The 18,904-nt window shown below is 70.8% G+C and carries 24 protein-coding genes; 11 read left to right on the top strand and 13 right to left on the bottom strand.

Features of this window, described 5'->3' with window-relative positions; genetic code table 11:
• The first annotated feature begins 12 nt into the window (after positions 1-12).
• A complete protein-coding gene (locus BKA14_RS41935; protein WP_184956268.1) occupies positions 13-990 on the top strand; it encodes an aldo/keto reductase in 978 nt (325 codons plus the stop codon).
• Entirely contained in the window at positions 984-1,238 is a 255-nt protein-coding gene (locus tag BKA14_RS41930) for a hypothetical protein (protein WP_184956267.1), read from the top strand. Before BKA14_RS41935 ends, BKA14_RS41930 begins: the two co-directional genes overlap by 7 nt.
• Before the next feature lie 100 nt (positions 1,239-1,338).
• Here the strand turns inward: BKA14_RS41930 and BKA14_RS41925 are convergent, their stop codons facing one another.
• From BKA14_RS41925 to BKA14_RS41895, 7 genes are all read right to left on the bottom strand, one after another.
• A complete protein-coding gene (locus BKA14_RS41925) occupies positions 1,339-1,542 on the bottom strand; it encodes a cold-shock protein (protein WP_007458127.1) in 204 nt (67 codons plus the stop codon).
• Positions 1,543-1,851: 309 nt separating this feature from the next.
• On the bottom strand, positions 1,852-2,124 hold the full coding sequence (locus tag BKA14_RS41920) for a DUF4235 domain-containing protein (protein WP_184956266.1): 273 nt from the start codon (positions 2,122-2,124) through the stop codon (positions 1,852-1,854).
• Complete coding sequence (locus BKA14_RS41915) at positions 2,121-2,537, bottom strand: DUF3618 domain-containing protein (protein WP_184956265.1); 417 nt, start codon at positions 2,535-2,537, stop codon at positions 2,121-2,123. Before BKA14_RS41915 ends, BKA14_RS41920 begins: the two co-directional genes overlap by 4 nt.
• Positions 2,534-2,965 carry a phage holin family protein gene (locus BKA14_RS41910; protein ID WP_184956264.1) on the bottom strand — a complete coding sequence of 144 codons (432 nt, stop codon included), beginning with the start codon at positions 2,963-2,965 and terminating at the stop codon, positions 2,534-2,536. The genes BKA14_RS41915 and BKA14_RS41910 overlap by 4 nt, the downstream gene beginning before the upstream one ends.
• An 80-nt stretch (positions 2,966-3,045) precedes the next feature.
• A complete protein-coding gene (locus tag BKA14_RS41905; RefSeq protein WP_184956263.1) occupies positions 3,046-4,215 on the bottom strand; it encodes a mechanosensitive ion channel family protein in 1,170 nt (389 codons plus the stop codon).
• Between the two features lie 98 nt (positions 4,216-4,313).
• Entirely contained in the window at positions 4,314-5,135 is an 822-nt protein-coding gene (locus BKA14_RS41900; protein WP_184956262.1) for a DUF1206 domain-containing protein, read from the bottom strand.
• 68 nt (positions 5,136-5,203) lie between these two features.
• Positions 5,204-5,530 (bottom strand): hypothetical protein, encoded by a 327-nt coding sequence (locus BKA14_RS41895; RefSeq protein ID WP_184956261.1) that lies wholly within the window; start codon positions 5,528-5,530, stop codon positions 5,204-5,206.
• 41 nt (positions 5,531-5,571) lie between these two features.
• Here BKA14_RS41895 and BKA14_RS41890 point away from each other — a divergent pair, with 41 nt between their 5' ends.
• A complete protein-coding gene (locus BKA14_RS41890) occupies positions 5,572-5,856 on the top strand; it encodes a GNAT family N-acetyltransferase (RefSeq protein WP_184956260.1) in 285 nt (94 codons plus the stop codon).
• A 52-nt stretch (positions 5,857-5,908) separates the two neighbouring features.
• On the opposite strand, the gene BKA14_RS41885 is transcribed toward BKA14_RS41890, so the two are convergent.
• On the bottom strand, positions 5,909-7,468 hold the full coding sequence (locus BKA14_RS41885) for a glycoside hydrolase family 3 protein (RefSeq protein WP_184956259.1): 1,560 nt from the start codon (positions 7,466-7,468) through the stop codon (positions 5,909-5,911).
• A 144-nt stretch (positions 7,469-7,612) separates the two neighbouring features.
• Here BKA14_RS41885 and BKA14_RS44800 point away from each other — a divergent pair, with 144 nt between their 5' ends.
• From BKA14_RS44800 to BKA14_RS41860, 6 genes are read left to right on the top strand one after another with little or no spacing between them, the layout of a single operon-like run.
• Complete coding sequence (locus BKA14_RS44800) at positions 7,613-7,744, top strand: hypothetical protein (protein WP_260416701.1); 132 nt, start codon at positions 7,613-7,615, stop codon at positions 7,742-7,744.
• A 16-nt stretch (positions 7,745-7,760) separates the two neighbouring features.
• A complete protein-coding gene (locus BKA14_RS41880) occupies positions 7,761-8,711 on the top strand; it encodes a TIGR03557 family F420-dependent LLM class oxidoreductase (protein ID WP_184956258.1) in 951 nt (316 codons plus the stop codon).
• Positions 8,712-8,751: 40 nt separating this feature from the next.
• Positions 8,752-10,389, top strand: a complete 1,638-nt coding sequence (locus BKA14_RS41875) for a RecQ family ATP-dependent DNA helicase (protein ID WP_184956257.1) — start codon at positions 8,752-8,754, stop codon at positions 10,387-10,389.
• Positions 10,390-10,424: 35 nt separating this feature from the next.
• Positions 10,425-11,216, top strand: a complete 792-nt coding sequence (locus BKA14_RS41870; protein WP_184956256.1) for a hypothetical protein — start codon at positions 10,425-10,427, stop codon at positions 11,214-11,216.
• A 12-nt stretch (positions 11,217-11,228) separates the two neighbouring features.
• Entirely contained in the window at positions 11,229-12,329 is a 1,101-nt protein-coding gene (locus tag BKA14_RS41865; RefSeq protein WP_184956255.1) for a nucleotidyltransferase domain-containing protein, read from the top strand.
• Between the two features lie 37 nt (positions 12,330-12,366).
• Positions 12,367-12,870, top strand: a complete 504-nt coding sequence (locus tag BKA14_RS41860; protein ID WP_184956254.1) for a hypothetical protein — start codon at positions 12,367-12,369, stop codon at positions 12,868-12,870.
• A gap of 2 nt (positions 12,871-12,872) precedes the next feature.
• Here BKA14_RS41860 and BKA14_RS41855 read toward each other — a convergent pair whose 3' ends face one another.
• Complete coding sequence (locus tag BKA14_RS41855) at positions 12,873-13,985, bottom strand: FAD-dependent monooxygenase (RefSeq protein ID WP_184956253.1); 1,113 nt, start codon at positions 13,983-13,985, stop codon at positions 12,873-12,875.
• Between the two features lie 79 nt (positions 13,986-14,064).
• On the opposite strand from BKA14_RS41855, the gene BKA14_RS41850 reads away from it, so the two are divergent.
• Positions 14,065-14,898 (top strand): helix-turn-helix transcriptional regulator, encoded by an 834-nt coding sequence (locus BKA14_RS41850; RefSeq protein ID WP_184956252.1) that lies wholly within the window; start codon positions 14,065-14,067, stop codon positions 14,896-14,898.
• Positions 14,891-15,301, top strand: a complete 411-nt coding sequence (locus tag BKA14_RS41845) for a VOC family protein (protein WP_184956251.1) — start codon at positions 14,891-14,893, stop codon at positions 15,299-15,301. The genes BKA14_RS41850 and BKA14_RS41845 overlap by 8 nt, the downstream gene beginning before the upstream one ends.
• A gap of 51 nt (positions 15,302-15,352) precedes the next feature.
• On the opposite strand, the gene BKA14_RS41840 is transcribed toward BKA14_RS41845, so the two are convergent.
• The 4 genes from BKA14_RS41840 to BKA14_RS41825 are packed head-to-tail and all read right to left on the bottom strand — an operon-like array spanning position 15,353 to position 18,874.
• A complete protein-coding gene (locus BKA14_RS41840; RefSeq protein ID WP_184956250.1) occupies positions 15,353-15,973 on the bottom strand; it encodes a response regulator in 621 nt (206 codons plus the stop codon).
• Positions 15,970-17,211, bottom strand: a complete 1,242-nt coding sequence (locus BKA14_RS41835) for a sensor histidine kinase (protein WP_184956249.1) — start codon at positions 17,209-17,211, stop codon at positions 15,970-15,972. The genes BKA14_RS41840 and BKA14_RS41835 overlap by 4 nt, the downstream gene beginning before the upstream one ends.
• 14 nt (positions 17,212-17,225) lie before the next feature.
• Positions 17,226-17,966: an ABC transporter permease gene (locus BKA14_RS41830; protein WP_184956248.1), complete on the bottom strand. Its 741-nt coding sequence runs from the start codon at positions 17,964-17,966 to the stop codon at positions 17,226-17,228.
• 5 nt (positions 17,967-17,971) lie between these two features.
• Positions 17,972-18,874, bottom strand: a complete 903-nt coding sequence (locus tag BKA14_RS41825; RefSeq protein WP_184956247.1) for an ABC transporter ATP-binding protein — start codon at positions 18,872-18,874, stop codon at positions 17,972-17,974.
• Positions 18,875-18,904 lie beyond the last annotated feature (30 nt).

Raw genomic sequence — 18,904 nt, 5'->3', positions numbered from 1 at the left:
GGGTCTCGAACCGTGGAGAAACGCGAATTCGGCAGGATGGGCCGCTCGGTCGGCGTCGTGGGCCTGGGCGCCTGGCAACTCGGGGCCGACTGGGGCGACGTGAGCGAGGCCGACGCCCACGCGACCCTGCAGGCGGCCGTGGACGGCGGGGTCACGTTCATCGACACCGCCGACGTCTACGGCGACGGCCGCAGCGAGCAGATCATCGGCTCCTTCATCAAGGGCCGCCCGGAGTTGACCGTGGCCACCAAGATGGGCCGCCGGGTGGCGCAGGAGCCCGGCAACTACACCCTCGACAACTTCCGCGCGTGGACCGACCGGTCCCGGGCCAATCTGGGCGTCGACACGCTCGACCTGGTGCAGCTGCACTGCCCGCCGACCCCGGTCTTCTCGTCCGACGCTGTCTACGACGCGCTCGACACGCTCGTCCAGGAGAAACGCATCCGCTCGTACGGTGTGAGCGTCGAGAAGGTGGAGGAGGCGCTGGCCGCCATCGCCCGCCCCGGCACCGCCAGCGTGCAGATCATCCTCAACGCGTTCCGGCTCAAGCCGCTCGAGCGGGTGCTGCCGGCCGCGGCCGAGGCGGGGGTGGGCATCATCGCCCGCGTGCCGCTGGCCAGTGGGCTGCTCTCCGGCCGCTACGACGAGCACACCACGTTCTCCAGTGACGACCACCGCAACTACAACCGGCACGGTGAGGCGTTCGACGTCGGCGAGACGTTCTCCGGGGTCGACTTCGCGACCGGGCTCGAGGCCGTACGGCGGCTGCGCCCGCTGGTGCCCGAGGGCCTCACCATGGCCCAGTTCGCGCTGCGCTGGGTGCTCGACCAGGCCGGCCTCACGGTCGTCATCCCGGGCGCCCGCAACCCGGAGCAGGCCCGGGGCAACGCCGCCGTGGCCGGGCTCGCGCCGCTGAGCGACGAGGCGAAGGCCGGGGTCCGCGAGATCTACGACGAGCTCATTCGCCCGCAGGTGCATGACAAATGGTGAACGAACCGGCACCGCCGTTCAAAAAGCTGCACGGCTGGCTGCCCATGGCGCTCGGCGTGCTGGCCGTCGTCATCGGTGCTCTGTGGACACTGCAGGGTTTCGACGTTCTTGACGACAGCCGGATGAGCGGGGTCGGGATCTGGTCGGTGATCGGTCCGGTCGTGGCCATCGGCGGACTGATTTTGATCATTCTCGGTGAGCGTACGAGATCGCGCGCGAAGCGAGCCGAAAGAGACCTGGGCCAATGACGAAACCCCCGCATCCTCGGGTGAGGATGCGGGGGTTTCTGCGCTAGAGCCGATCTCCGCCAGGCGATCGGCGGCCGGTCTCGCGACCGGCGTGGGGTTCTCAGAGCGGGCGAACCTGCTCCGCCTGCGGGCCCTTCTGGCCCTGGGCGATCTCGAACTCGACCCGCTGGTTCTCTTCCAGACTGCGGTAGCCGCTCGTCTGGATGGCCGAGAAGTGGACGAACACGTCAGCACCCCCGCCGTCGACGGTGATAAAGCCGAAGCCCTTGTCTGCGTTGAACCACTTCACGGTTCCTTGCGCCATGCTGAACTCTCCTTCTGAAAATGCCGGCCCCGTGATGCCCCGGGCCGATGACCGTTTTCGAGCAGCGGCGCCGTGAGGCGGCCTTTCAGAGGACGTCCCATCCGCTCGACTCGGGGGCCCCGGTTGGTGACCGGCTTCCCTTCATCGGGCGGAAGCAGCGAACCACGTACGCAAAAACTGGACACACTGTACCCGAGATTCGGGTCACAAAGCTGCCCCTGGAAGGAATCGAATAAACGGCCGCCGATATGGAAAAGGCCCCCCACTTCGCTCTCGCGATGTGGGAGACCAGTGACTGTTAACCTAACTTCACGAAGGCCATTGACCAGTCATTTTCCGTACACCAACGGCACCGCCTCGATCGACGGCCGCCTTCACGAGTGCGAAGATGGCGCCCTGCAGTGCGGCCGCCGCGAGAATCTCGCCCCAGCCCCGATCCTCGTCGGTGGCGTTCGGAGCATCGTCGTCACCTGCGGTTAGTTTCCAGACTTCCTTGAAAACCAGCCCGGCCACCGCGCCCGCACCGATGCCGAGCAGCAACCCGACCGGCTTGTAGGCCAGCTTCGAAACCTTGCCACTCACCGACGACTCCCTCGCACGATCAGAATGATGCCCACGATCGCGACCGCGCCCGCGAAAACGAGGGAAATCGGAACCGGACTGTTCCGTATCTGTTCCCGCGCTTGCACCGCGAGGTCGCTCGTGCTGTTCTGGTTGACCTTCTCAGTGGCCTGGTCGGCCACCTCGTGAACCTTTCCGGAGACGGCTCCCGCGGCGGCCGCGGCCACCCCGCGCACGCGCTCGGTGGCTTCCGCGGCCTGAGCCTTGACCTTGAGCTTGGTCTGCTCGACCTGCTCCTTGGCCCGGGCCTTGACGTCCGCCTTGGCCGCGAGGGCCTGAACCGTCTCACCGAGCTCCGCGCGCGTCTGCTTGATCTCCGCGCGCAGCTCCTCGACCGTCGGCTTGGGATCCGACGATCCGTTGTTCTCGCTCATCCGCGACTCCGCTCCTTGACCGCGTGCTTGACCTCTTCGACATCGGCCTTGACGCTCTCGATCGCGGCCTTGGGCTCCGGCGGAACGGCCTTGGTCACCTGCTTCTTGCCGAGCAGGGCGAGAATGCCGGCGACGAGGAACAGCGCCACCGTGATGATCAGCGCCGCCAGCCACAGCGGCAGGAAAAGATCGAAGACAATGATCAGAGTGGCGATGAGGGCGCCCACGCCGTACATGGCCAGCACGCCGCCGCCGCCGAAGAGCCCGATGCCGATGCCGGCATGCTTGCCCTTCTCGGCGAGCTCGGCCTTGGCCAATGCGATCTCATCACGAACGAGCCGGCTGACTTGCTCGCTCGCGCGCTGAACCAGCTCGGCGGTGGACTGATCGGCGCCCGGGGTGGTGCGACCGTTCAGGACATCGGCCATGGTGTTCTCCCTTCCGTGTCCCGGTGTATGCCCTGATCACCAGTGCGTCAATCCTCCTGCCCAGAACCCGGCAGAACGGGTCACCGGCGGGCGCTCACGTGCATCTGCTCGTCGGGCCCGCCGAAGGCCGCGGCGCGCTCGTCGGCGTCGTCCCCGCCGGAGAAGACCCGGGCGTCGTCCGAGTCGGGGCGCGGGGCCGGGCGCAGACTCTCCGCCACGGGCCGCGTCACGTTGGCCATGTCGGCCCGGTAGCGCGGCAGCGCGGTGCGCTGGTGGGCCCAGATGAAGGTGACCAGGCGTTCGCGCACCAGGCAGCGCAAGTCCCACAGCGAGGGCGCGTCGCTCGCGCTGACCAGGGCCCGCAGGCGCACCATGCCGCCCACGGCCTCGGTCACCTGCAGCACGCAGACCCGGCCGTCCCACAGCTCCGATCCCTCACACGTGGCCCGCAGCTCGGCCCGCAACGGCTCGATCTCGGTCGACCAATCGACGTCGACCTCGGCGGTGCCGAGCACGGCCGAGGACGAGCGGGTCCAATTCTGGAACGGCTTGGTGGTGAAGTACGAGGTCGGCATCAGCAGCCGGCGGTCGTCCCAGATCTGCACCGCGACGTAGGTCAGCGTCATCTCCTCGATGCGGCCCCACTCCCCCTCGACGACCACCACGTCGTCGACCCGGACGGCGTCGCTGAACGCCAGTTGCAGGCCGGCGAAGACGTTGCCCAGGGTGCTCTGCGCGGCCAGGGCGGCAATCACGCTGACGATGCCGGCCGAGGCGAGGACGCTGGCGCCCAGCGCCCGGATGCCCGGGAACGTCATCAGCACGACGCCCAGGGTGAGGACCACGATGGTGGCCACGGTGATCCGGCGGAGCATCACGATCTGGGTCTTGAAACGGCGGCGGCGCAGATTGTCGGGCACGTCGGTGCGCCAGTGCGCGAGTGCCGCGTCCTCCAGCGCGAGCAGGAACGCCGCCACGAGCCAGGCGAACGCGGCGATGAAGAGGATCACCAGCGCGTGCAGGACGCCGTCGCGGCCGGGGAACTCGTTGGTCACGACCCGCAACGCCTGCTGCAGCGCAAAGAGGATCATTGTGGCCAGGAACGGCTTGTGCGCCGTCCGGGCCAGATCGGCGGCGAGCTTCGACCTGCGGCCGAGCCGGGCGAGAAGCCAGTGCAGGACCGTGACCGCAAGAATCGCCGCTCCGGTGGCGGCGACGACGATGAGTACGGCCTTCACAGTGCTGGGCACTAATCTCTCCTTCGCAGGAAAAAGGTGCGGGTACCAGCGACCTAGCTTGCCCAGGTCACCGATACCCGCAACTGTCCCGCACCGAGATCAGAGGTTGCTCACACTTTCCGGTACTTGGCCTGGGCGAAGCAGTAGACGCCGAAGCAGGCGATACCCAGCGCGATCAACGCCAGCACCCACACGCCCCACGAGTAACCGGCCAGCGTCTTGAGCGCCGCGTCGAGACCACGGGCCTTCTCCGGGTCGTAGTTCACGGCGGCCACCACGACCAGCACACCGGCGATGGCGTACGCGGTGCCCTTGGCCATGTAACCCGCCTTGCCGAGCCGGATGATCGGCTTACGGGTGCCCTGCGGCATCTGGCCGGTGTTGAGGTGCTTGGTGAACTTCTCTTTCCAGCCGTAGATGGCCATGCCGACGCCGACGCCGATCACCACGAGGCCCACGAAGCCGATCAGCCAGCGGCCGCCGGTGTTGTCCATGATCGACGAGGTCTTGCTCTGAGAGTTGTCGCCCATCGAGGAGTTGGAGCCCTGCAGCACCTTGATGGCGATCCAGGCCAGGTAGAGGTAGAGGATGGCGCGGGCGCCGTTGAGCACGCGCTCGGCCTTGGCGGTGTTGTCCTGCTCGCCGCTCTCGCCGATGGCAGCCTCGAAGGCCTGCCAGATAGCCATGGCGATCATGCCGACGGCGATGACGACGAGCAACGTCTTGCCCAGGCCGTTGCCGGCCAGGGTCTGCAGCGCCCCGGACTGGTCGCTCTCCTGCGACGAGCCCTGGAACGCCACCTGCAGGGCGATCCACGCGAAGATCAGGTGGATGATGCCGTATCCGACGAAGCCGCCTCGAGCCAGAAGTTCGAGCGGCTTGCTGTTGGCGGCCCGCGATGCGGTGCCTTTCACATTCGAGGCGGCGGTCATGGCAGCCACATTGACCCGTCCCGGATTTTTTCAAACCCGGGACGGGCACGTCGGCACGTGCTACGCCGCTAGTTGCGGGAGACCTGCAGGCCGATCTGGTCCTGAGTGACGCTGTCGAGCGACACCTGCAGGCCCGCCACCTCGATGGCCTGCTGCCCCTTGGTCAGGCTGATCTGCTCTCCGGCCACCTCGAGGGTGACGGTGTTGGCGTCGGCGCTGAGGAACTTGGCCTCCACCCCCAGGAAGCTCGCGCTCGCGTTCGTCTCCCGGGCGATCGAGACGGTGCACTGGTCGAGGCCGCAGCTGACGTTGTCGCTGCTGCAACCGGCGAGGAGCGCGAGGCCGAGGACGGCCGAGCTGACAAGGGCGGCGAGGCGAGGGGTGGGTTTCAACACCCTTCCAGCGTACGGGGCCCGCGCGACCCTAAGCTGGGCCGATGAGCGACGTCGATGTGCGCGACCACCCGGACCAGCACCGCTTCGAGCTGACCGTCGACGGGGAACTGGGCGGCATGGCCGTCTACCGCATCCGCGACGGCGTCGTCGTCGTGACCCACAGCGAGATCGACCGCCGGTTCCGCGGGCAGGGCCTGGGCAACGTGCTGGCCCAGCGCACGCTGGACGAGCTGCGGACGCGGGGCGCGCGGGTCTACCCGGCCTGCCCGTTCTTCGCGAAATACGTCGCCGAGCACCCCGAGTACGACGACATCATCGAGCAGTGACCCGGTTGCCGGCGGTCGAGCCCCCCGCCCTGACCGCCGGCAACCGGAGGTTCTACGCCGCCAGCGGCTGCGGGGCCGGCGCGGGCACCCGGGTGCCCGCGATCAGCTCGGCCGCGGCCAGGCCGCAGGCGCGGGTCGCGCCGTAGGTCGCGATGTGCACGGCCCCGGCCACGGTCTCGGGCAAGCCCATCTCGACCACGATCGCGTCCGGCCGCTGGGCCAGCACGGCGGTCAGCGCGCCGGAGAGCCAGGCGTGCCGGTGCACGTCGCGCACCACCAGCACCAGCGGGCGCCCGGCCGCGCCGGCCAGCACCGTGGCGGCGGGGTCGGCGCCGAGCTCGTCCTCGGTCAGCCGTACGGATGTGGTGCCCGGCAGCAGCTCGTCGAGCGGCGTGCCCACGCCCCACGGGGTCTCGGCCCCGATCGCGATGTTGCGCGGCGGGGCGAACTCGACCACGTGCGGCGGCGCGGTGACCGGCAGCACGGCGTCGCCGGTCGTGGTGACCCGCACGGCGCGCCGGGCGGCGGCGAACCCGACCCCATCGGTGCGGGTCAGCACGGCCACCTCGCGGGCGGCATCGGCGATCGCGCGGGAACCGGTGGCGGTCTGGGTCGAGGTGGCCCACGCGCCGAGCAGGTGGACCCGGGCCGCGGCCGCGCGCAGCCGCTCCTCGGCGAGCTCGCCCGACCGCACTGCGGCCACGATCGCGTCGCGCAGCAGGGTCGCGGTCTGCTCGTCGGCGTGGTCGCCGCCCACGCAGATCGCGTCGACCCCGGCCGCCAGCGCCTTGACCGTCGCCCCGGCCAGCCCGTAACGCCGGCGTACGGCCTGCATCTCGATGCCGTCGGTGACGATCAGCCCGTCGAAGCCGAGTTCCTCGCGCAGCAGCCCCGTCATGATCCTGTGGCTGAGGGTGGCCGGCAGTTCGGCGTCGTAGGCCGGGACCAGCAGGTGCCCGGTCATGATCACCTGGACGCCGGCCTCGATCGCGGACCGGAACGGCACCAGCTCGCACTCGGCCAGCTGGGCCCGGTCGCGGTCGATCAGGGGGACGTCGTGGTGCGAGTCGACGCTGGTGTCGCCGTGACCCGGGAAGTGCTTGGCGCACGCGGCGACCCCGGCCGACTGCAGGCCGCGCACGAAGGCGGCCGAGTGCCGGGCCACCAGCTGGGGCTCGGCCCCGAAAGCCCGTACGCCGATCACGGGGTTGGCCGCGTTGCTGTTGACGTCGGCATCGGGCGCGTAGTCGAGGGTGATGCCGGCGTTGGCCAGCTCGGCGCCCAGGTCGCGGGCGACCTCCTCGGTCAGCAGCACGTCGTCGATCGCCCCGAGGGCCAGGTTGCCGGGCCGGGAGCTGCCGTGCCGCGACTCGAACCGGGTGACGTCGCCGGCCTCCTCGTCGATCGCGACCAGCACGTCGGGGCGCTCGGCGCGCAGCTGCGCGGTCAGCGCGGCCACCTGCGCAGGCGACTCGACGTTGCGGGCGAACAGCGCGACGCCGCCCAGACCCTCACCCAGCCACCGCCGGACCCAGTCGGGCGCGGTGGTGCCGGTGAAACCCGGCTGAAGCACCGCCGCGGCGAGTTCCGGCAATTCGCCATGGTTCGGCATAGGCCCCCGTACCTCCGGTGACGTTTGAGCGCGCTCGGCGGAGCACACCCGGAGTTGTGCCGACCCATGGTCACACCCCGGACCTGTTTCAGTCAACAAACCTTTCTATTAGCTGTACGTAAAAGGGGTCGATACCATGCGCTGGTGACCCCCTCCACGCTTGCCGCGTCCGGTGTCGACTGGTCCGAGGTGCACGCCGTTCGTCTGCTCGGCGTGGCCCTGGCGTTCCTCATCCTGATCTGGGCCATCCGCCGCATGTTCGGCGGTAAGAAATAGGGGTACACCGGCGCATATGCGTATCGGATACTTCCTCTCCTGCGAGGAGTACGGCCCCGCGGAACTGCTCGAGCAGGCCCGCGGCGCGGAAAAGGCCGGCTTCTCCGCCCTCTGGATCTCGGACCACTACCACCCGTGGGTCGACGCCCAGGGCAACAGCCCGTTCGTGTGGTCGATGATCGGCGCGCTCAGCCAGGCCACGTCGCTGCCGATCACCACGGCGGTCACGTGCCCGACGGTGCGGATCCACCCGGCCGTCATCGCCCAGGCCGCGGCGACCAGCGCCGTGCTCACCGGGGGCCGCTTCCGGCTCGGGATCGGCACCGGGGAGGCGCTCAACGAGCACATCTTCGGCGACGCCTGGCCCGAGTTGGACGTACGGCTGGAAATGCTCGAAGAGGCCGTCGAGGTGATGCGCGGCCTGTGGGAGGGCGGCATGTACTCGCACCACGGCAAGCACTACACAGTGGAGAACGCGCGCATCTACACGCTGCCCGAGAAGCCGGTCGAGATCTACATCTCCGGGTTCGGGCCCAAGGCGGTCGACACGGCGGCGCGGCTCGGCGACGGCTACGTCAGCACGATGCCCGACGGTGACCTGGTGTCGCGTTTCCGCGAGAACGGCGGCGGCTCCAAGATCGCCCAGGCCGGGTTCAAGGCGGCGTTCGCGGCCACCGAGGACGAGGGCGCCCGGATCGCGTACGAGAAATGGCCGAACGCGGGCGTGCCCGGTGAGCTCTCCCAGGTGCTGCCCTCGCCCAAGCACTTCGAGCAGGCGGCCCAGCTGGTCACCGAGGACATGGTGCGCGAGGCGTTCGTCTGCGGCAGCGACGCGGCGGGCCACCTCGAGATGATCGACCAGTACCGCCAGGCCGGCTTCGACGAGGTCTACGTGGCGAACACCGGGCCGCACTACGCGGGGCTGTTCGAGCTGTACGCCAACGAGATCCTCCCCAAGATTGCGTAAGCGTTTGCCTGACATGCCGGCGGGGCACAATGGCCGCTCGATGAAGCTTCCCGTCTACGGACCACGTCTGCGCAAGGTCGCCCGGCAGCACTTCGGGTGGCCCTCCCTGCGCCCGGGCCAGTTCAAGCCGATGCGCGCCGTGCTGCGCCGCCGCGACGCGCTCGTGGTGCTGCCGACCGGCGCCGGCAAGTCGGCGATCTATCAGATCCCGGCTGTGCTGCTGCCCGGCCCCACGGTCGTGATCTCGCCGCTGCTGGCCCTGCAGCAGGATCAGATCGCCGCGCTCAACGAGCGGGACGATCCCAAGATCCGTGCGGTCCGGGTCAGCTCGGCCGAGACGCCGGCTCAGCAGCGCGAGGCGATCCAGGAACTGCGCGAAGGCCGGGCCGAGTTCCTGTTCATCACGCCCGAGCAGCTCAGCGACCCCGAACGGATGGCCGAGGTGAAGGCGCTCAAGCCGGGCCTGGTGGCCGTGGACGAGGCGCACTGCATCTCGGCCTGGGGCCACGACTTCCGGCCCGAGTTCCTGGCCCTGGGCGACCTGATCAAGGGGATCGGCCGCCCGCCCGTGCTGGCGTTGACCGCGACGGCCTCGCCGCCGGTGCGCGACGACATCATCGAGCGGCTGCACCTGAAGAAGCCCGAGATCCACGTGCACGGGCTCGACCGTCCCAACCTGTTCCTCGAAGTGGCGTACTGCCCCGACGAGAACTACCGCTGGCGCAAACTGACCGCCCTGCTCGAGTCGAAGCCGGGCGCGGGCATCATCTACGTCGCGACCCGTCGTACGGCCGAGGAACTGGCGGCCAAGCTGACCGACGCGGGGTATCCGGCCGAGTTCTACCACGGCGGCATGGCGGCCAAGGAACGCGAGCAGAAGCACGAGGACTTCACGGCCGACAAGACCGACATCATGGTCGCCACGTCGGCGTTCGGCATGGGCATCGACAAGCCCAACATCCGCTGGGTCGCGCACGTGGCCCTGCCCGACTCGCCGGACAGCTACTTCCAGGAGATCGGCCGCTCCGGCCGCGACGACGAACCGGCCCAGGCCCTGCTGCTGTGGCGGGCCGAGGACGAGGCCATCCAGCGGTTCTTCACCGGTGGCGCCCCCGACGAGGTCGAACTGCGCGAACTGGCCGGGGCCCTGCGCAAAGGCCCGCAGACCAAGGCCGAGCTCAAGGAGGCCAGCGGGCTCGGGCCGCGCAAGCTGGGGGCGTACATCGGTCTGCTGGAACAGGTCGGCGCGGTGACCACCGGGCGCGGCAACAAGCTGACGGTGCCGGTCTTCGCGCCGCTGCCCGCCGCGGCCGCGGAAGCCGCCGTCAAGGAGCACGAGCGGCAGCAGGTGGTGTCGCGCTCGCGGACCGACATGATGCGCGGCTTCGCCGAGACCCGGGCCTGCCGCACCCAGACCCTGCTCGCCTACTTCGGCGAAGACCTGGCCAAGCCGTGCGGGCACTGCGACAACTGCGCCGAAGGCACCGCCGAGGAGGTCGAGACGGCCACCGCCGACGAGCCGTTCCCCGTGCACGCCAAGGTCCGCCACGGGGAATGGGGACCGGGCACGGTGATGGGCTACGAAGAGGACCGGATGACAGTGCTCTTCGACGAGGTCGGCTACAAGACGCTGTCGGTACCCGTGGTCAAGGAGAACAAGCTGCTCACCGACGCCTGAGCGGCGCCCTTGCCCGGGCCCGGCACTATCGACTGATGCGGATGTCCGGCGGGCTGGTCTGCGGGGCGATCACCACGACGGCCCTGGGGGTCGTGCTGATCATGCTGCCCGGGTATCAGGTGCGCGACTACGCCGACATGGACCCGGTGTACGGGCTGGGCGGGGCGTTGCCGGCCGCGATCGGGGCGGCCCTGCTGATCGCGAAAGTGCGAGTGGGCAACACCTGGCCCCCGGCCCACGTGCTGATCCCGCTGCTGTTTCTGCCGCTCGCGATCGCCCCGCTCGTGCTGGGTCTCGAACGCAACCGGCTCGAGTCGGTGATCCTGCTCGGCGCGGCCGCGTTCGCGATCCACCTGTCGCTCGGGCGCCGGCTCGCGGTGGCCTGGATCGCCGTTGCCGTCGCCGTCGCCGGACTGGGCCTGTGGGGCCTGCAGGACCGATGGCGGGCCCAGAAGTTCGAGGCGGTCGGCGTCCCCCTGTACCTGCCGGAGGTGTCCGGCTATCGGCTGAGCGCCGTGTGGGCCGGACGCTACAGCGTGACCCTGAAGCTGACGGAGCCCGGCGGGGCCTGGTTCGACGCCCTGCTCCTGCGTTCGACCGGCGAAGTCCCCTGTGGACCGGGCCGGCCCGGGCGGGCGCTGCTGCCACCGATCGGGGCCCCGGACCGGCTGGGCATCTGCCTGCCCGCGGGCGGGTCGCTGATCGTGACCCCGAGCAACCCGGGGCCGGACGTCGCGGCGCTCCGGTCGCAGCTCTCCCTGCGCAAGGTCGACGGCGCCACGCTGGCCGAGCACCCCGACGGCGTGACGTCGTACGAGCCGGACTGAAACACTTCGGCCGTGAAGCACTGGCGCGAGCTGAAAGAAGACCGACTGCGGGAAGCGATCACGGTGCTGGGCCGGGTGCCCGGCGTCCGCGGCTTCCTGATCGGTGGCAGCCTCGGCCGTGGCGATCCGTGGCCCATGTCCGACATCGACCTGCTGCCGGTCTACGACGATCCCGCCGCCGACGATCCCGTACGCCGGGGCCAGCTCGAAATGGTCGACTGGTGGGCCGGCTCCGGCCTGGCCCAAAGCCTCGACCTCTCCTGGCTCTCCTTCACCACCGCCGAGGTCCGCGCGGCGATGGCCGCCGGCCCCGAAGCCCTGGCCGCCACGATCACCGGGGACCGCAGGTGGTTCCACGGCATCGACAAGGCCTACGGCGGCCGCCCCTCCGACCCCGCCGACGACCTGCTGTCCGGCTTCGCCGCCTGGATCACATCGAACCGCTTCCACCCCGCCGTGGTCGCCGCCCGCATCGCCGAATGGCGGCGCCAGGCCGTAGCCGCCGCCGAAGCCGCCTTCGCCGCCGCCCCTCCCGTCATCGCTCCCGACGGCGTCGCCGCTCCCTTTTCCGGGCCTCTGCCTGACGCCACTGATACGAGTCGGATAAATCCCGATTTGCAGGCTGACGCCGAATCCGGCGTGGCTGCGGCCGCGGAAGGTGCCCGTAGGAGACGCGAGGCGACTTTCCTGATGCGCGAATCAGCGCGGGCCCTGCGGATGGTGATGGTGGAGAGCTGGGGTGAGCGGCTCGGCTCGATGGGCCGGGAGTGGACCCGTTTCGAGCGCATGGCCGACCAGCACGGCCACCGTGCGACGGCCGACCGGATCGCCGTGCTGGCCGGGGCCGACGTGCCGGGCACGGCCGGCCGGGCCGAGGTCGCGCCGCTGTGGTTGCGGGAACGCGTCACGCTCTGCTGGCAGGCCCGGCAGGCCGTGGGCGAACCCGTCACCGAGGCGCAGAACGCCCGCGACCAGGTGGCGGCGTACGTCGTGCACGTCACCCGGCACCGCCCCGACCTGGACGGACCGTGGACCGCGACGCCCGACCCGGACCTCGACGCGCACCTTCTCGACCTGCGGCGTGTGATCGAGGAGCTAGCCGGTGGGGTATAAGAGCCCGACGAGGTTTCACCGACCGTGAGGATTCACCGTGAGCGACACTCCGCTGTACTCGATGCTGGGTTTCACCGACTCCGAGTGGGGGCTGCTCGTCGGCCTGCCCCAGTCGGTCCTCACCGCGGCCAGCGCGGCCACCCCCGACAGCGCCCGTAAGACGCGGGCCGAGACGGCGGCCGGTCTCGAGGTCATCTCGGACGCCCGGGCCTCCGCCAGCACGCTGGTCGCCGCGGTGGCCGGGGCGATCGTGTCACGCGTGGGCGACCCCGAGATCGGTGAGGAGCCGCCGGTTATCGAGCCGAGCGACCCGATCGCGTACACCGAGGACGTGCTGGGCCGGGCCGCCGAGGCCAACGCCCTGCTGGTCGCGAAGGCCGAGCAGGCCGACGCCGAGACGTACAAGCACTGGCTGGTCGAGATCGCCGAGAGCGTGGTCGGCGCCGCCTCCACCGGTGGCGTGCTGGGCATCGGCGGCGAGGCGGTCACCGACACCGAGCGCGCCTTCCGCGACGACCTGGCCAAGGCCCTCGCCGACTGACCTCACCGCGGCGGCCGCCACGCGAAGATCGGGTCCATCTGGCGCAGCACCAGGTTGGGCCCGAGCTTTCCGGCCAGCGCCAGGCCGGCGTCGCGCAGCCGGGCCGGCAGGCCGCTCAGCCCGGCCATCCGCCCGATCCGGCGCGAAGCGGCCGCCACCGCCGTCGTGCGGAGCACCCGCTCCGCGGAGTATCGGGCGAGCCCGCCCGGTTCGCCGGCGTAGGCGGCCAGCACGACGGCGTCCTCCAACGCCTGGCACGCGCCCTGCCCGAGGTTGGGCGTCATCGCGTGCGCGGCGTCGCCCAGGAGAACCACGCGTCCTCGATGGAATGTCCGCGGCGTCGGGTCGAGGCAGCGAATGTCGGTCCGGATGACGGCGCCGGCCGCCGCGATCAAAGCCGGCACCGGCGCGTGCCACCCGTCGAACAGGCGCGCGAGGTCCGCCGCCGCGGACTCCCCCGGCGGCGCGGGCGCGGTGGCGTAGCAATACACCCGTCCGTCGCCCAGCCCCACGACACCGAACACCTTCCCGTCGCCCCAGGTCTCCGACAGCACCAGTTCCCCCGGCGGCCGCGGGACGACGAACCGCCAGCTCGTCACCCCGGCGTAGAGCGGCGCCGGCCCGCTGGGCCAGAGTGCCCCTCGTACGGGGGAATGAAGCCCGTCGGCCGCGACCACCACCTCGGCCATGAGGGTGCCGTCCGAGGTGACCACCGTGCCCTGCTCGGGCGACACGGCGCCCGCCGTCACGCCGAGGCGCAACGTGCCCGGCTGCAGCGCGTCGGCCAGCACGCTGATCAGGGCCGCGCGGTGCACGACGACTGTCGGCTCGCCGAACCGGGCTTCGGCCGCCGCGGCATCGGTTCGCGAGATCCACCGGCCGTCGGGCCGCTGGATGCCGGCTGTGCCCTGCAACGCGGACAGCGCCCGCACCGGCCGGCCGGCCCCGAGCCGGTCGAGGGCGCGTAACCCGTTGGGCGCGACGGCCAGCCCCGCCCCCACGTCCTCGAGGGCGGCCGCCCGTTCGAGCACGGTCACCGACCACCCGCGCCGCTGCAGCGCCAGCCCTGCGGCGAGCCCACCGATGCCACCGCCGATCACCACCGCGTTCGCCATGGCCCGATGCTCGCATCTTCGGGCCGGGCAATGCGGCACGAAGAAGCCGTAGGCTGGGCCCGGACGGACGGAGCTTCGGATGGTCGTCGACGAGTACGCGCAGGCTCGCCCCTCGGCTGCCCTGCGGCCGTTCGTCGCGGCCTACTCGGGTTACCGCCAGCGCGGCGTCCCGCCCATGCGGCATCTGGGTCTGCCCTCGCCCTACCTCACGATGATCCTTACCTTGGACGACCCGCTGGTCATGGAGTCGCATCCCGATCCGGGGCAGCGTCCGGGGCGGTACGACGCCCTGATCGGCGGCCTGCACCTGACGCCCGCGGTGATCACGCACGACGGGCGGCAGTCGGGTCTGCAGGTGGCTTTGTGGCCGCTGGGCTGCCGGGCGCTGCTGGGGTTGCCCGCGGGTGAGCTGGCCGGCCTCGACGTCGACGCGGCGTCGCTGCTGGGCGAGCGGGCCGTCGCCGAGATCCGGGAGCGGCTCGTGGCGGCGCCGGGCTGGGCCGGCAAGTTCGCGCTGCTCGACGAGTGGCTGGGCAGGCGAACGAGCGCGACCGAGGTCAGACCCGAGATCGCTTACGCGTGGGGCCGCGTCCTGGGCAACGCCCCGGTGCGGTCCGTGGCCGCCGAGGTCGGGTGGAGCGGTCATCACCTGACCGACCGGTTCCGGGCCGAGACCGGTCTGCGGCCCAAGGAGGCGGCCCGGGTCGCGCGGTTCGACCGGGCCCGGCGGGCGCTGCGGCCCGGCCGGTTGATCGCCGAGGTGGCCGCCGCCTGCGGGTACGCCGATCAGTCGCATCTGGTGCGCGAGTTCCGCTCGCTGGCCCGGTGCACCCCGTCCGAGTGGTTGGCCGACCAGTTCGATTTTGTTCAAGCCCAGCGGCTCGAGCCCGCGCACGATGGGTGGCATGACTGACACGAGGACGCCGCCACCGCAGGTGTGGCCGACGCTGCGGGCCACCGACGCCCGTGCCTTGATCCGGTTCCTGGCCGACGCGTTCGGTTTCGTGGAGGTGGTCGTCTACGGTGACGGCGCCCGGGTCGATCACGCGCAGCTGTCCTGGCCGCTCGGCGGCGGCATCATGCTGGGTTCGGCGAGCGGCCGCGGCGACGACGACAAGTGGGCGCTCAAGCCGGGCACGTTCGGCTGCTACGTGGTGGCCGACGACATCGACGGCCTGCACGAGCGGGCGGCCAAGGCGGGCGCCGAGATCGTCAAGCCGCCGCACGACACGGGTTACGGCTCGCGTGACTTCATCGCCCGCGATCCCGAGGGCAACCTGTGGAGTTTCGGCACCTATCGGGGCGAACCGGCTTAGGGTCTGTCCGGCCGATCACGTGCGCGGCCCCGTGTGATCGGCAGGACAGGCCTAAAGCAGGCCGCGTTCGAAGGCCACGGCGACGGCTGCCGCCCGGTCGCGGACACCCAGTTTCGCGTACGCGTGCAGGAGGTGGGTCTTGACCGTGGCCTCGCTGATGAACAGCTGACCGGCGGCCTCCTTGTTCGAGTTGCCCCGCGCGATCAGCGCCAGCACCTCGAGTTCGCGCTGGCTGAGGGGCTCCTTCGGCGCGGGGGAACGAAGGTTGCCCATCAGCCGGCCCGCGATCGCCGGGGAGAGCACCGACTCGCCCCGGTGGGCCGCCTCGACCGCGCGGAACAGGTCCTGCCGGGAGGCGTCCTTGAGCAGGTAGCCGGTGGCGCCCGCCTTGATCGCGGGGAGCACGTCGGCGTCGGTGTCGTACGTGGTGAGCACCAGTACCCGGGCTCGCGATCCGCGCTTGTGCAGCTCCTTGATCGCGGTCACGCCGTCCATGCCGGGCATGCGCAGGTCCATCAGCACGACGTCGGGGTCGACCGTGCGCACCAGGGCCAGCGCCTCCGCGCCGTCGCCGGCCTCGCCCAGCACCGCGAAGCGGTCGTCGCCGATGAACATGCCGCGCAGGCCGTCGCGCACCACCGGATGGTCGTCGACGATGAGCAGCCCGATCACGCGGCGGCCCCGATCGCGATGGCCGGCACGCAGGCGGACAACGCGGTGCCGGCGCCCGGTTCGGACTCGACCTCGAGGCTGCCGGCGATGCGGGCCAGCCGTTCCCGCATCGCGTCGAGCCCGTAGCCGCCGTTCTCGGAGACCTCGCGCGGCAGCGTGGGGTCGAATCCGTGCCCGTCGTCGCGGACGTCCAGCGTGACCACATCCTCCATGTAGGACAGCGTGAGTCCGACCCGTCCCGCTTCGGCGTGCCGCGCGACGTTCGCGAGAGCTTCCTGCGCCGTACGCAGGAGGGTCGTCTCGATCTCGGGCACGAGTGGCCGCGGCGTGCCCGTCGTGACCAGTTCCGCGGCCACCTCGTGCACCCGCGACCAGTCGGTCACCAGGTCGCCGATCGCGTCGGGCAGCGCGGCTTCGTCCAGGGTCTGCGGGCGCAGCGCCTGGACGGAGCGGCGGGCCTCGGTGAGGCTGTCGCGGGCCAGGGTCTTGGCGTGGCCGAGGTGGCGCCACCAGTCCTCGGGCCGGTCGGCGGCGGCCCCGGTCGCCTCGAGCTGGGTCACGATGCCGGTCAGGCCCTGGGCCAGCACGTCGTGGATCTCCCCGGCCATCCGCTGCCGCTCGTCGAGCACGCCGGCCTCGCGGGCCTGGGCCAGCAGCTGGGCGTGCAGGCCGGCGTTCTCGTGGAGGGCCGCGGCCAGCTTGCGGTTGGCCTCGGCCAGGTCCTCGATCATCCGGTTGCGCCTAAGACCCTGCTCGTGAGTCCACAGGGTCACCCAGATCATCAGATTGGCGATTCCGATGTTGATCAGCAGCACCACGAGCGCGACGGGGAGGATGCCGGGTTCACTGAGGCTGCCGAAACCGCCGAGTTGCGAGACCGCCGAGACGGCCGCGACGAGGGTGGCCGCCAAGATCCGCCGCCAGCTCTTCAGCCCACGGGTGACCAGCAGGTAGGCGCTCCACGCGAAGAAGCCGAACAGCGTGCTCGACCAGATCAGGGCAACGAGCAGGGCGCCCAGCCCGAACCAGAACACGACCATCTTCGGCTCGTCGTGCTCCCACTCGGGGTGCAGCTGCACCCAGAAGAGCAGCCAGGCCAGGGTGGCCACCACGACGAGAGCGACGATCGGCCACGGCTGGTGCGGCACGCCCACCGTGGAGCCCGCCACCACCAGGACGACCGAGGCGCCGAGGGCGACGTACGGCAGCCTCGCCATGATCCGATCGGTGCGATCCATTGCGTCCACCCCCGTTAGGACCAGCGGAACAACCGGACCGCGGCCAACCCGAACACGGCCAGATATCCCACCAGCACCGTAGCCGACAGCAGGTTGGGCCAGCTTCCCGTCATCGCGTCGCTGAGCGCCCGTTCCCCGGCGCCCAGCGGCGTGAAGTCGGCGATCCGCTGCAGCACGCCCGGCATCGCCTCGCGCGGCAGCCACAGCCCGGCGAAGAACATCAGCGGGAAGAACAGCAGCGTGCCGATCGCGTTGCCGGCCTTGCCGCTGGGGGCGATGGCCGCGACGAACAGGCCGATGGCCAGCGTCCCGGCCGCGGTCAGCAGGAAGGCCAGGACGAACCCGGCGACGTTGCCGGCCAGCGGCACGTCGAAGACGATCCGGCCCACGGCCAGGACCAGCGCGGTCGAGACGATCGCGGCCAGCCCGTTCGACGCCAGCTGCGCGCCCAGCATCGTCAGCGGCGAGACCGGGGTGGTCGCGAGCCGGCGCAGCACGCCGCGTTCCCGATAGAGGGCGAGCACGGCCGGCGTGACCTGGACGGCCGCCATGGCCAGGGTCAGGATGACCGCGATGCCGACGTACAGGTCGATGCCGCGGGCGCCGCCCAGGTCGTCGGACGGCTCCCGGAAGTCGGGGATGCTGCCCAGGATGATCACGAGCAGGGTCGGGAAGAACAGCACGAAGAAGGCCGCCATCGGCTCCCGCAGGAACAGCTTGATCTCGGTCAGGGTCAGCTTGGTGAAGACGCGCATCGGGTTCACTCCTTGGCCGATCGGCCGGTCAGCTGCACGAACGCGTCGTCCAGGCTGGCCTGCTCGATCCGCAGGTCGGCGGCGATGATCTGGTTGACGGCCAGCACCGAGGTGACGGCGTGCAGCAGGTTGCCGACGCCCACGACCTCGATCTGCGGGCCGTGGCGGCGCACCTCGCGCACCTCGGGCAGCGCGGTCAGCAGCTCGTCGGCGATCGGCGCGGACGGGCGGAACCGGATGCGTTGCTCGGCGCCGAGCCCCGCGATCAGGCCGGCCGGGGTGTTGAGCGCGACGACGTGGCCGTGGTCGATCACGGCGAGCCGGTCGCAGAGCCGCTCGGCCTCCTCCATGAAGTGGGTGACCAGCACGATCGTGACGCCACTGGCGCGCACCGACTCGATCAGATCCCACGTGTCGCGGCGGGCCTGCGGGTCGAGCCCGGTGGTGAGCTCGTCCAGAATCGCGATCTGCGGCCCCCCGATGAGCGCGAGCGCGATGGAGAGCCGCTGTTTCTGGCCACCCGAGAGTTTCCCGTACGCCGTGGCCAGCTTCTCGGTCAGGCCGAGCTCACGGGTCAGCGCGCGCCAGTCGGCCGGCTCCGGATAGAACGACGCGTACAGGTCGAGCGCCTCCGAGACCGTGAGCTTGTCCGGAAGCTGGCTCTCCTGCAGCTGCACGCCGACGTCGCGGCGCAGGGACTTGTCGCCGGGGTCGCGGCCGAGCACCCGGATCGTGCCCGAGTCGGGTGCCCGCAAACCGGCGATGCTCTCGACCGTGGTGGTCTTGCCGGCGCCGTTGGGGCCGAGGATGCCGAAGATCTCGCCGGGCTCCACTGTGAACGAGACATCCCGCACCGCGACCGTGTCCCCGTACGTCTTGCGCAGGTTCTGGACCTCGATGACTGCCATGCATCGAGCGTCACATCACGGCCGCCCGCA

The organism is Paractinoplanes abujensis, from assembly GCF_014204895.1.
GTDB lineage: Bacteria > Actinomycetota > Actinomycetes > Mycobacteriales > Micromonosporaceae > Actinoplanes > Actinoplanes abujensis.
The sequence above is the reverse complement of the archived record's forward strand: the minus strand, read 5'-3'. Positions and strand labels throughout refer to the sequence as shown.